Source organism: Wenyingzhuangia aestuarii (assembly GCF_011927765.1).
In the GTDB taxonomy this organism is placed as follows: domain Bacteria; phylum Bacteroidota; class Bacteroidia; order Flavobacteriales; family Flavobacteriaceae; genus Wenyingzhuangia; species Wenyingzhuangia aestuarii.
This window is the reverse complement of record NZ_JAATJG010000004.1, coordinates 127034-139515: the sequence shown is the minus strand read 5'-3', so window position 1 is coordinate 139515 and position 12482 is coordinate 127034. Positions and strand designations below refer to the sequence as shown.

The window sequence follows — 12482 nt, the reverse complement described above, 5'->3', positions numbered from 1 at the left end:
TCTTTTTAGTACTTTTGCATTGACAAAAAATTAATAAGAATGAAGTTTTTTCTAAGTATAAGTATGTTTCTTTTAATGGTAATAGGTGTTCGTGCTCAAGACTTAGGTCCAGGAGGTGTAGGTTCTACTGCCTCAAACGGTTCAGATTATATGATTTGGTTAAGAGCAGACAAAGATGTAGATATTAGTAATCTTAACAGTGTAGGACTTCAATGGTCTGACTTGTCAGGAAAGGGAAACTTGTATACACCGCATGGTCCCAGCAAAACTCCTAAATTTGAAGCAAATAATACTAACGGTATGCCTGCTATTGTTTTTGATAACAAAGCAGAAAAATTATATAGTGATCCTATTAACGGACAAATAAGTCAAAGTACACATACTATTATTTTAGTATGGAATAGTAATGAATCCAATCCAGCTAAAGGAAGAAGAGTTTTTTCAACCAACGGTGGTTACGAATTATCAGTAAGTACTAACAGAAAGAATTTTGAATTTAACTTTCCAAGTGGTTCTCCAAAAAAATACTCTTTTGGAAAAGTAAAAGAGTATTTAAAACCAACCATAACTTTTATTAGCAGAACAGCTGATAATAAATTAAAAATTTATAAAAACGGTGCCTTAGAGTCAACAACAAGTATTTCAGACTCCAATCATTTTAAATGGACTTCAAATATGAGTATTATGTTTGGAGATTTGGATTATTATAGAACTTCCCATAATAAAGCTATAAAGCAAAATATTTATGAAGTAATTCATTCTAGAGAAGATTTTGATGCTGAGATTGTAGATAAAATTTTAATAGAAAATTATTTATCAGCAAAATATGATATAGATTTAGAGGCTAACGATGTATACAAAGGTGATGATATAGGATATGATTATGATGTTGCAGGTATTGGTAAAGACACCAATAATAACTCTCGTACTTCTGCTAAAGGAACAGGAATTATAGCAGTAAGTAACCCTAGTGATTTAGATAAAAATGAGTATTTAATATGGGGGAAAAATAAAATAAACGATTATTCTTTTGAAGAAGTGTCAGGAGCAAAAAGATTAAATGCTGTTTGGGCTGCCTCATCAAGAACCTCTAATGGAAATAATAAAGCAGATATAGGTACAGTTACGGTAAGTGTCAAATTATCAGATTTAGATTTTGGAACAGATAAAGCTCCAACAGATTTTAAAATGTTAGTTTCATCTAAGTCTGGTTTTGAAACTGTAGATCATATTTATACAGCTAGTATTGCCAATGGAGTGGCAACTTTTACAGGGGTAGATTTACAAGATGCAGATTATTTTACTTTTCAGTACCCTATTACTTATGTGTATGATAGCCGTAATGGAGGATGGAGTCCTAAGGAACCAACAGATTCAGATGTTTTTTCTCATGTTGTAATTAAAAGAGGACTTGCAAGGTCTTTTAATGATTTTAGTACAAGTAAATTAGAAATTCAATACGGGGGAGGTTTAATTTTAACAGGAGCAAATGTTACGGTTAAAGGAGAAGTGGTAATAGCTGATTCTGATAGAAATTCTTTACTAATTTTGGCCGACGGTAGTCAGTTGATACAAACACATTCTGGAGAAAATAAAAACTCCGGAACAAATTTTTATATTTCTTTTACACCACCAGCTAAAAATATATATTCATATAGTTATATAAGTTCTCCTGTAAGTCAAAATAAATTAAATTATTCATTCTCAGAAAGTTTAAAGGATGGAAGAATAAGTCCCTTATTGGGAACAAACTTTTATTATGATGATAAGGAATCTGACGGAGTGCAAGAAAGTAGCAAAACAACCATGAGTACTGAATGGATGAATAGCTATTTTAACAATGGAAGTTGGAAAATGGAGAGAAGTACAGGAGCTGTTCCTATTGGTCAAGGATTAGCTATTAAAGAACCAGGTACGTTGGCACAAACTTATGTAGCCAAAGGAATTCCCAATAGTGGAGATTATGAATTTACAGTAAGTAGTTATTCTACTAGCTTGTTAGGAAACCCTTATCCTAGTGCTTTGGATGCTAATAAATTTTTAGACGATAATAGTAATATTGTAGATGCTTTGTACTTTTACGAAGATAAAAGTAAAAGTCATTATACGGTAGAATATCAAGGAGGATACGGAGTTTATACCAGATATGGAGGAGGAGTTGCAGCTTCGGTAACTGTAAATGGAGAAAAGTTTGAAGGAAAAATACCTACAAGATATATTCCCGTAGGACAAGGGTTTATGGTAAGTACTCCAACTGATATCAAAGGAAAAATTCAGTTTAAGAATTCTCAAAGAGTAATTCGAAAAATAGGAAGTGCTTCAAAATTCTTTAAAACAGCAAAATTAAAAACATTAAAAACAAAAGAAAGTAGTGATGATTTAGAATCTTTACTAGCAGAATTAGAGAATGAAACAGGAAGTTCTCCTGTTGTTTCTGAGGAACCTGTACCTCAAAATGAAACCACATCTTTAAGATTAGGATTTGAATTTAATGTAGATGATGCTACAAAATTCCACAGACAAATAGGTGTTAACTTTAAAGAGGGAAATAGTTTTGGAGATCGTAAACCAGGGTATTATGCAGAACTGTACGATGAAAATCCTACAGATATTTATATAGAACACAACAAAAATAAATATGTTTTAGCTAGTGCAGGTAGTTTGTCCGAAGAAACAGAAATTCCTTTAAAGGTTGTGTTAGAAAAAGACAGTAACGTAGCGTTTATGCTAGACGGTACTAACAATATTGATGAAGAAGTCTTTTTAAAAGACAAAGAGTTAGCAACTAGCGAGTCGTTAAAAAATCAAAAAGTAAATAAAACATTAACTTCAGGTGTCTATAATGATAGATTCTCTTTGATTTTTAAACAGGATAAAGAATTATCAACCAAAAAGATAAATGCCAGTAAAGTAAATGTGCAAGTTCATCAAAAAACAATTACAGTTTCTTCTGATGAATATAATATTACAGGATTAAGTATTATTGATTTTACAGGTAAAACAGTAAAAACATCTAACTCCAGTTCCATTGATGTTTTTGGAATTTCTTCTAAGATTATCATTCTAAAAATAGAAAGTAAAGAAGGAGTTTTAGTAAAAAAAATGTTTTTATAAAGACATAGCCATCTATAAAATTTAAAAAGCATCTGTAATTTTTTACAGATGCTTTTTTTGTAGCTAGAAATAGCTGGTGAATTATAGATAAAATAGGCGGTAGTTTATTTATATTTGTGCTTTCTAAAAAATAAGCACCTAAATGGCACAGAAACCAAGTATTCCTAAAGGAACTAGAGATTTTTCACCGGTAGAAGTAGCAAAAAGAGATTATATTTTTTCTACAATTAAATCGGTATTTCAAACATTTGGATTTCAATCTATAGAAACTCCGTCTTTTGAAAACTTACAAACCCTAATGGGGAAGTATGGAGAAGAAGGAGATCGTTTGATTTTTAAAATACTAAACTCGGGGGATTATTTAGGAAAAGCAGATGCTACTTTGTTAGAAAACAAAGATAGTCAGAAGTTGATTAGTACCATTTCTGAAAAAGCATTGCGTTACGATTTAACCGTACCTTTTGCTCGTTATGTAGTACAGCATCAAAACGAAATTGAATTTCCGTTTAAGAGATATCAAATTCAACCTGTTTGGAGAGCTGATAGACCTCAGAAAGGTCGTTTTAGAGAGTTTTACCAGTGTGATGCAGATGTTGTGGGAAGTGATTCTTTATGGCAGGAAATAGACTTTATTCAATTATATGATACGGTATTTTCTAAATTAGGTTTAGAAGGTGTTTCAATTAAAATGAATAACCGTAAAATTTTATCAGGAATTGCTGAAATTATTGGAGCAAGTGATAAGTTGATTGACTTTACCGTAGCTTTAGATAAGTTAGATAAAATTGGAAAAGAAGGTGTTACTAAAGAAATGATTGGAAAAGGAATTTCTGAAGAGGCTATAGAAAAAGTAGCTCCTTTATTTTCTTTTACAGGAACCAATCAAGAAAAATTAAATCAACTCCAAGAAATGTTAGCAACTTCGGAAGAGGGAACTAAAGGTGTAGAAGAATTAAGATTTATTATTGATAATATAGAAGCAATAGGATTACAGACAGCAAGTTTAACTTTAGATGTAACTTTGGCCAGAGGGTTAAACTATTACACGGGAGCTATTTTTGAAGTTGGAGCACCAGAAGGTGTAAAAATGGGATCTATTGGTGGAGGTGGACGTTATGACGACTTAACAGGAATCTTTGGTTTAAAAGATATGAGTGGAGTTGGAATTTCGTTTGGATTAGATAGAATTTATTTGGTGCTAGAGGAGTTAAACTTATTTAAAGAAGTAGCTCAACCAAGACCAGATGTTTTATTTATCAACTTTGGTAATGATGAGGCTTTATATGCGACCAAAGCAATAGCCAAGTTAAGACAAGGTGGAATTAAGTCAGAATTGTATCCAAGTGCTGCCAAAATGAAAAAACAGATGATGTATGCCAACAGAAGAAGTATACCATTTGTGGTTTTAGTGGGAGAAAAAGAGATGGAAGAAGATACGTACACCGTGAAAAACATGGAGTCAGGTAAACAAATGATGTATAAGTTAAACGAATTGCTTGAAGTAATAATTAATTCGTAAATTTGCATCTTATAATTTTATAAATATGTCCCAAGAAATTGACATAATGAGCTACGAAGAAATAGATGATATAGGTGATAACCACATTGGAGATGTAACGCGTACACCGTTACGTGATGATGCGTTTGAGTTATCAGATGAGGAAAAGATTGAAAAGATTCAAGGAAATGTTCTTGAAATCATGGAGACTTTAGGTTTAGATTTAACAGATGATAGTTTAAAAGGAACACCAAAACGTGTTGCTAAAGCTTTTGTTAATGAATTGTTTGGAGGGTTAAATCCTAAAAATAGGCCTAGATTATCTACATTTAGCAATAGCTATAGGTATGGTGAAATGTTAGTGGAAAAAAACATTGTTGTTTATTCTACTTGCGAGCACCATTTGTTACCTATTATTGGTAGAGCACACGTTGCTTATATCTCTAAAGGAACAGTTGTAGGTTTGTCTAAAATGAACAGAATTGTAGATCACTTTGCAAAAAGGCCTCAGGTACAAGAGCGTTTAACAAGGCAAATTGTAAAAGAATTACAAGGAGCTTTAGGAACAGAAGATGTTGCGTGTATTATTGATGCAAAACATTTATGTGTAAACTCTAGAGGAGTAAAAGATATTGAAAGTTCTACCGTAACGGCAGAATTTGGAGGTGCTTTTAAAAATGTAGATAAGCAAAAAGAATTTAGAGATTACATTAAGTTAGAAACTAAATTTTAAAAAGAATTGTTGTAAAAACAACTCTTTATTTTATAAAATAAAACAGCCTAGTAAATATTTACTAGGCTGTTTTTGTTTTCTATTTGTCGTCATCAGAATCATCCTCAGAAATAATGTCGTCGTCAACTTCAATGTCTTTGGGTTCGTCAACAGGTTCATCATCAGAATCATCTTCTACAAAAGCATCAATAGCTTTGTCTAATTTTGTTCCAACTTTTACCAAATAAATATCATCATTTAGTCTAATTTCTAAAGCTTCAACTTGCTCACCTTTATGATTTTTAAATTTTAAAACATCTCTATCAGTATATCCATCAGGATAATCTTCCATAATGATATTTAAAATTTCATCAGTAACTTTTGTGTGGTCTATAATAATTCTTTTCATCATTACTACGGTTAATGTTATGGGATATGTTGTGTTTGTTTACCTATTATTCGTCTTCATCATTAAATTTACCAAATTTGTTTTCACTTTTGGCAAAACTATTCTCATCAATATCTAAGTTATCTTCTTTTTCTAACTCGTATTTATAGCTTAACATTTTGTAGAATAATTTAGCAGCTAAGGCTTCTGAAGATTTATCTGCTTCTAAAGGAGATAAACCAACTAAATTAATTCCAATAACGTTTTTCTCTGCAAAAACACTTTTTAAGAATTCTAAAATTTCGTACCAAAATAAACCACCCGGTACAGGTTTGTCTACTCCAGGCATAATAGATGGATCTAATCCGTCTAAACTTAAAGAGATAACCACATTGTCTGTCATTGCTTCAATAGCGTTTTCCATCCAATAATCATCGGTAGCTAATTCGTTTGCAAAAAAAGCTTTATCAGTATCTAATACGGTTTTTTCTATACTGGCCATGCTTCTAATTCCAACCTGAATTAAGTTGGTAGCCTGACTTGCATGGTACATAGCACATTGACTGTTTACTTTTTCTCCGTTAACCTCTTTGTGCAAACGTGCTTGTGCATCTATTTGTAAAACAGTTAAGTTCTCGTAATGCTCATTAAAAGCTTTAATAGCTCCAATTACCACTGCGTGATCTCCTCCAATTACAGATACAAATTTATTGGTTTTTAAATGACTCTTTACGTTTTCGTATACAGCAGCAGACATAGCTTCTGGATTGTTGTTCTCAACCACTTCGTCAGCTAAATAAATTCCTTGCTTGTACACTTCAGACTCTGTTTCTATATCATACAATTCCATATGATTAGAAGCTTCTAAAAAAGCTTGAGGTCCTTTGTGACTGTTTTGTTGCCAAGTATTAGTTCCTTTATAAGGAACAGGAATTACAACTACTTTAGAGGTTTCTTTTTTTGCATATTCGTTAGAAATGCTAGCGTAGTTAGTTTTCATAACCTAAAATTTTTAAAAATTCTTGATGTGTTTGTTTTTCTCTAAAAACGGTGGTTGTTAATTTTCCGTCTTTATCTCTGTTTAGTATTAATTGTTTGGGTTGTGGAATTAAGCAGTGTTGCAAACCTCCAAAACCACCTATAGATTCTTGATAGGCTCCGGTGTTAAAAAATCCTAAATACAAGGGTTTATCAGGATGATAAGTGGGTAAATAAATAGCGTTACTGTGTTGTTCGCTATTGTAATAATCATCACTATCACAAGTTAATCCTCCTAGTAAAACTCTTTCGTAGCTTTCTTCCCAACGGTTAATAGGTAGCATAATAAAACGCTTGTTAATAGCCCAAGAGTCTGGTAAAGTTGTTATAAAAGAAGAATCAATCATGTTCCAAAGCTCTCTATCATTTTGTTGTTTTTGATACAAAACTTTGTAAAAGTTAGCTCCGCTTTCTCCTACAGTAAAACTTCCAAATTCTGTAAAAATATTAGGAACATCTACACTTGCTTCTTTACAAACAGTGTCTATTTGATTTACGATTTCATCAATCATATATTCATAATCGTACTCAAATCCTAAAGAGGTTTTAATAGGAAAACCACCACCAATATTTAAAGAGTCTAAGGTTGGACATATCTTTTTTAAAGACACATATACCTTTAAACACTTGTGCAATTCGTTCCAATAGTAAGCATTGTCTTTAATACCTGTATTGATAAAAAAGTGCAACATTTTTAAGTTTACATTTGGGTTTTCTTCTATTTGTCTTTTGTAAAACGGTACAATGTTTTTGTACCCAATACCTAACCTAGAAGTATAAAACTCAAATTTGGGTTCTTCTTCTGATGCAATTCTAATTCCTACGTTAAGACACTCATCAACTTGCTCTTCTAGTAAAGATAATTCTTCGTAATTATCAATAATAGGAATACAGTTTTTGTGTTTGTTGTTAATTAAATCTGCAATGTTGTTAATGTACTGCTCTCTTTTAAATCCATTGCAAATTACAAAGGTGTCTTTGTTTATTTTACCAGAATCTAATAATGAATTAACAATATTAATATCAAAAGCAGATGAGGTTTCTATATGGATGTTGTTAGACAATGCCTCGTCTAAAACGTGCTTAAAGTGAGAACTCTTAGTACAGTAAGAGTAAAAATATTTTCCTTTGTAGTTGTGTTTTTCAAAAGCGTTGGCAAACCAAGTTTTTGCTTTCTGAATGTTTTCAGAAATTTTTGGTAAGTAAGTAACTTTTAAAGGAGTTCCGTGTTCTTTAATCAAGCCAGCAATGTCAATGTCATGAAAAGTTAATTCGTTCTTTTCAGTTAATTTAAATTCTTCTTGAGGAAAGTAAAAAGTTTGATTGATTAGATCTTTGTATTTATTACGCATTATGTTATTTATAAATTATGATGAAAATAGAGATGCTATTCCAATAGGAAAGTCATCTAATTGTAAATGATAATAAATAATGGTATTACACTCTAATTACTAGGTATACGTGTCTAAGCCTTAAAACTTTGAAAGGGTTGTTTACAAAAAGGAAAAATTTTGAAGAAAACTTTTTTATTTCGTTATAACTATCCGTCATATTATGCAGGCTTAATATCTTCGTGCTTACATAACCGAAAAATAAAAATTGATACATTTTTACAGTTCTATATAGGAGCAAAAGTAATTTTTTTTTTGAACTGAAAAAGTTTTTTTTGAAAAAAGTAGTAAAAAAACAACAAGACTCTTTTTGTGTGTTAAGGTTTTGTTATTTAGAGGGTTATGTGTTGTGTTTTAGAATTGTTTTAGTAAGAGGTGTTTGCGTTAAGCTTTATTACTTTATTTTTACGTATGAAAAAAGGGATGGTAAAAACAGAGAACTGTTAAAGAATTGATGTTCCCCAAAAAAAAGAAGGCTTCTATTTTTTAGAATGTAAAATAGAAGCCTTAAAAGAAAGTTAGAATTTGTTACATTCCAAAAGGCATTCCTTTTTTGGCAGCTGCAGCCATTTCTTGTTCGTTAATAGCATCAGCTTTTTTTAAGGCATTATTTAAAGCTAAAATTAAATAATCTTCCACAGCCTCTTTGTCTTCTAATACATTTTCATTAATGTCAATTTTCTTAACTTCTCGGTTAGCTGTTACAGTAACATTTACCAATCCACCACCAGAAGTACCATCTACTAAAATGGTATTTAATCGTTCTTTAGCGGCTTCTACGTGTTTTTGTGCTTCTTGTAATTGCCCCATCATTTTAGACATATCTCCAAACATAATCTCCTAATTTTAGAATTTTCCGCAAGATAAAAAGATTATCAATATCTTCACAAAAATTGATTTTTATGCTGCCAAACATTCTAAAAAGAAATAGTACTATCCTCATGGGATTTATTACTTTTACGGTCTTAATTAAATGTCAAAAAATGAAGGTAATAGAAGCTCCAATTGCAGATAAAATTCCAACAGAATTAGTAAAACACGGTGATGTTAGAATAGATAACTATTATTGGTTACGATTATCTGATGACGAAAAAGAAGCAGAACTTCCGTCAGAAAAAACACAAAAAGTATTGTCTTATTTAAGTGAAGAAAATGCTTTTTACGAAGAAGAAACAAAACATACCTTAGAATTTCAAGAAGAGTTGTTTCAGGAAATGAAAGGTAGAATTAAAGAAGACGATAGTTCTGTACCTTACTTTAAAAACGGATATTACTATGTAACTCGTTACGAAATAGGAAATCAATATCCAATTTACACTCGTAAAAAAGGTTCTTTAGATGCAGAGGAAGAAATTTTGCTAGACGTAAATGTTTTGGCAGAAGGATACGAGTATTTTGATGTAGGAGGTTTGTCTGTTAGTAATAACAACAAATTAATGATTTATAGTACCGATGAAACGGGAAGAAGACAATACACACTTCGTTTTAAAAATTTAGAAACAGGTGAGGTTTTAAAAGATACTATTGAATTTACCACAGGTTCTGCAACTTGGGCAAACGATAATTCTACCTTGTTTTACAACAAAAAAGATCATGTTACTTTAAGAAGTGATAAAGTATATAGACACGTTTTAGGAACGGCTACTTATGATGATGTTTTGGTGTATCACGAAAAAGACGAAACTTATAATGTATATGTAGGAAGAACAAAATCTAAGAAATATATTGTGATAGGTTCTTACAGTACTTTACAAACAGAATATCAATTTATAGAAGCCGATAAGCCTACTAGCGAATTTCAAATTTTTCAAACAAGAGAAGATGATTTGGAATATAGCGTAATGCATTATGGTGATTATTTTTACATTTTAACCAATAAAGATGGAGCTACTAATTTTAAGTTGATGAAAACTCCGGTAACGGCAACATCAAAAGAAAATTGGGTAGATGTAATTGCTCACAGAGAAGATGTATTGTTAGAAGATGCTACTATTTTTAAAGACTTTTTAGTTTTAGAAGAAAGAGCAGAAGGACTTGGGAAAATTAGAGTAATCCGTTGGGATGGTGCTCAAGATTACTATTTACCATTTTCTGAAGAAACTTATTCTTGTTACGCTTATAGCAATCCTGAATTTGATACCGAATGGTTGCGTTACGGATACAATTCTATGACCACACCAAGTTCTGTGATAGATTTTAACATGGTTACTAAACAAGAAAACTTGTTAAAGGAGCAAGAAGTGCTAGGAGGTAAGTTTGATAAAAAGAACTATACCAGTCAGCGTATTTGGGTAACAGCCAGAGATGGTAAAAAAGTAGCATTGTCTATTGTACACAGAAAAGATACTAAGGTAGATGAAAATACTCCTGTACTAATGTACGCTTACGGTTCTTATGGACACACGGTAGATGATAGTTTTAGTACCACACGATTAAGTTTGTTAGATAGAGGATTTATTTTTGCCTTGGCACATATTAGAGGATCGGAATATTTAGGAAGACCTTGGTACGAAGATGGAAAATTGCTAACCAAAAACAATACTTTTTACGACTTTGTGGATTGTGCTAAATATTTAGTAGATCATAAAAAGACTTCTCCAGCGCATTTATATGCCATGGGAGGTTCTGCAGGAGGTTTGCTAATGGGAGCTGTAGCAAACATGAATCCTGAATTGTTTAACGGAATTATATCTGCTGTACCTTTTGTAGATGTAGTTACAACTATGTTAGACGAAAGTATTCCTTTAACCACAGGAGAGTATGACGAATGGGGAAATCCTAATGATAAAGAATATTACGATTATATTAAAACCTATTCTCCGTATGATAATATAGAAGCCAAAGCGTATCCAAATATGTTGGTAACAACAGGTTTACACGATTCTCAGGTTCAGTATTGGGAGCCAGCTAAATATGTAGCAAAATTAAGAGAGTTAAAAACAGATAACAATAAATTGTACTTGCATACCAACATGGAAGCAGGACATGGTGGAGCTTCAGGTAGATTTGATGCTTTAAAAGAAGTAGCCAAAGAATATAGCTTTTTGTTTGATTTAGAGGGAATGGTTAAATAACCAACCTCTTAACAGATGTAAATAAAAAAGCCGAGCAATATTGCTCGGCTTTTTTATTATTCAATTCTTTCTAGCAAGGCCATGTAAAAGCCATCGTAACCAGATTGTGAAGCTAATATCTTTTTGTCTTTAATCAATTTAAAGTTTGGATTTAAACCTAAGAAACGAGCAACTTGCTCTTGGTTTTCTGAAGGTAAAATAGAACAAGTAGCATATACTACTTTACCACCCACTTTTACAATTTTAGAGTAACGTTCTAAAATATCTCTTTGAATATCTTTAATGTTATCAATGAATTCTGGTTGTAGTTTCCATTTACTATCAGGATTACGTCTTAAAACTCCTAAACCAGAACAGGGTGCATCAATTAAAACTCTATCAGCAGTGTTGTATAGTTTTTTGATGGTCTTAGACGATTCAATTTTTTTAGTAGTAATGTTAAAAGCACCTGCACGTTTTGCACGTTTTTTTAACTCTACCAATTTACCACCATAAATATCAGTAGCAATAATAGAACCTTTGTTTTCCATTAAAGCCGCAATATGTAAAGTTTTACCACCTGCACCTGCACAAGTATCTACTACTCGCATTCCAGGTTCCACTTCTAAAAACTCGGCTACTAATTGAGAAGAAGCATCTTGCATTTCAAACAATCCGCTTTGAAATGCAGCGGTTTTAAATACGTTTTTGCGTTCTTCCAACTCTAAAGCACAAGGATATCCTTTGATGGGTTTGGTAATAATTTCATCTTTAGCTAGTAAATCTTGCAATTGCTTTTTACTACCTCTTAAGGTATTTACTCTTAGAATAGCAGAAGCAGGAATGTTTTGAGCGGTTAACTCAGCAGTCCATTTTTTTTCTCCTAATTCTTTAGCACATAACTCATCCATCCAATCTGGAATAGATTGAGCAATGGCTCTGTTACTCTGTAACTCATCAAACTTACCTTTAATTCTTCTTACAGGAGTTTCAGAAAAGTATTTCCAGTCCGGTAAGTTAATTCCTCTAAGGACTGCCCATACAGCAAATATTTTCCAAAGGTTTTCTCTAGAGTAATGGTCTTTTGTACCTGCAATTTCATTGTATAAACGTTTCCATCTTACAATTTCATAAAAGGTTTCGGCAACAAATTTTCTATCTCTGGCTCCCCAACGAGGATCTTTTTTTAAAGCTTTTTGTACAACTTTATCAGCGTATTCTTGTTCGTTAAAAACTGCCTCTAGGGAGTCTATAACTGTGAATACTAAATTTCTATGAAGTCTCATAC

The 12482-nt window shown here is 31.9% G+C and carries 9 protein-coding genes; 4 read left to right on the top strand and 5 right to left on the bottom strand.

Going from position 1 to position 12482, the window contains the following annotated elements; genetic code table 11:
- The first annotated feature begins 39 nt into the window (after positions 1–39).
- The 3 genes from GGR97_RS05345 (at position 40) to folE (ending at position 5345) form a co-directional block, all read left to right on the top strand.
- Positions 40–3114, top strand: coding sequence for a hypothetical protein (locus tag GGR97_RS05345; protein WP_167897485.1), 3075 nt, complete (start codon positions 40–42; stop codon positions 3112–3114).
- Between the two features lie 142 nt (positions 3115–3256).
- Positions 3257–4633, top strand: coding sequence for a histidine--tRNA ligase (hisS, locus tag GGR97_RS05340; RefSeq protein WP_167897484.1), 1377 nt, complete (start codon positions 3257–3259; stop codon positions 4631–4633).
- Between the two features lie 46 nt (positions 4634–4679).
- Complete coding sequence (gene folE, locus GGR97_RS05335) at positions 4680–5345, top strand: GTP cyclohydrolase I FolE (RefSeq protein ID WP_209272324.1); 666 nt, start codon at positions 4680–4682, stop codon at positions 5343–5345.
- A gap of 79 nt (positions 5346–5424) precedes the next feature.
- Here the strand turns inward: folE and GGR97_RS05330 are convergent, their stop codons facing one another.
- The 4 genes from GGR97_RS05330 to GGR97_RS05315 all read right to left on the bottom strand — a co-directional run bounded on the left by GGR97_RS05330 (position 5425) and on the right by GGR97_RS05315 (position 8975).
- Positions 5425–5733, bottom strand: a complete 309-nt coding sequence (locus tag GGR97_RS05330; RefSeq protein ID WP_167897606.1) for a hypothetical protein — start codon at positions 5731–5733, stop codon at positions 5425–5427.
- 46 nt (positions 5734–5779) lie between these two features.
- The gene (locus GGR97_RS05325) at positions 5780–6712 is read right to left on the bottom strand and encodes an arginase family protein (RefSeq protein WP_167897483.1); all 933 of its coding nucleotides are present in this window, start codon (positions 6710–6712) and stop codon (positions 5780–5782) included.
- On the bottom strand, positions 6702–8102 hold the full coding sequence (locus GGR97_RS05320; protein ID WP_167897482.1) for a type III PLP-dependent enzyme domain-containing protein: 1401 nt from the start codon (positions 8100–8102) through the stop codon (positions 6702–6704). The genes GGR97_RS05325 and GGR97_RS05320 overlap by 11 nt, the downstream gene beginning before the upstream one ends.
- Before the next feature lie 567 nt (positions 8103–8669).
- Positions 8670–8975, bottom strand: coding sequence for a YbaB/EbfC family nucleoid-associated protein (locus GGR97_RS05315; protein ID WP_167897481.1), 306 nt, complete (start codon positions 8973–8975; stop codon positions 8670–8672).
- A gap of 149 nt (positions 8976–9124) precedes the next feature.
- Between GGR97_RS05315 and GGR97_RS05310 the strand changes: the two genes are divergently transcribed.
- Complete coding sequence (locus tag GGR97_RS05310) at positions 9125–11215, top strand: S9 family peptidase (RefSeq protein WP_167897480.1); 2091 nt, start codon at positions 9125–9127, stop codon at positions 11213–11215.
- Between the two features lie 56 nt (positions 11216–11271).
- Here the strand turns inward: GGR97_RS05310 and GGR97_RS05305 are convergent, their stop codons facing one another.
- Positions 11272–12480 carry an RsmB/NOP family class I SAM-dependent RNA methyltransferase gene (locus GGR97_RS05305; RefSeq protein ID WP_167897479.1) on the bottom strand — a complete coding sequence of 403 codons (1209 nt, stop codon included), beginning with the start codon at positions 12478–12480 and terminating at the stop codon, positions 11272–11274.
- Positions 12481–12482: the final 2 nt, after the last annotated feature.

What these genes read in the sequence shown, in the direction of transcription:
- GGR97_RS05325 (WP_167897483.1), bottom strand. Translation starts at nt 6,712, where the DNA reads ATGAAAACTAACTACGCTAGCATTTCTAACGAATATGCAAAAAAAGAA.
- GGR97_RS05320 (WP_167897482.1), bottom strand. Translation starts at nt 8,102, where the DNA reads ATGCGTAATAAATACAAAGATCTAATCAATCAAACTTTTTACTTTCCT.
- GGR97_RS05345 (WP_167897485.1), top strand. Translation starts at nt 40, where the DNA reads ATGAAGTTTTTTCTAAGTATAAGTATGTTTCTTTTAATGGTAATAGGT.
- GGR97_RS05315 (WP_167897481.1), bottom strand. Translation starts at nt 8,975, where the DNA reads ATGTTTGGAGATATGTCTAAAATGATGGGGCAATTACAAGAAGCACAA.
- folE (WP_209272324.1), top strand. Translation starts at nt 4,680, where the DNA reads ATGAGCTACGAAGAAATAGATGATATAGGTGATAACCACATTGGAGAT.
- GGR97_RS05330 (WP_167897606.1), bottom strand. Translation starts at nt 5,733, where the DNA reads ATGAAAAGAATTATTATAGACCACACAAAAGTTACTGATGAAATTTTA.
- hisS (WP_167897484.1), top strand. Translation starts at nt 3,257, where the DNA reads ATGGCACAGAAACCAAGTATTCCTAAAGGAACTAGAGATTTTTCACCG.
- GGR97_RS05310 (WP_167897480.1), top strand. Translation starts at nt 9,125, where the DNA reads ATGAAGGTAATAGAAGCTCCAATTGCAGATAAAATTCCAACAGAATTA.
- GGR97_RS05305 (WP_167897479.1), bottom strand. Translation starts at nt 12,480, where the DNA reads ATGAGACTTCATAGAAATTTAGTATTCACAGTTATAGACTCCCTAGAG.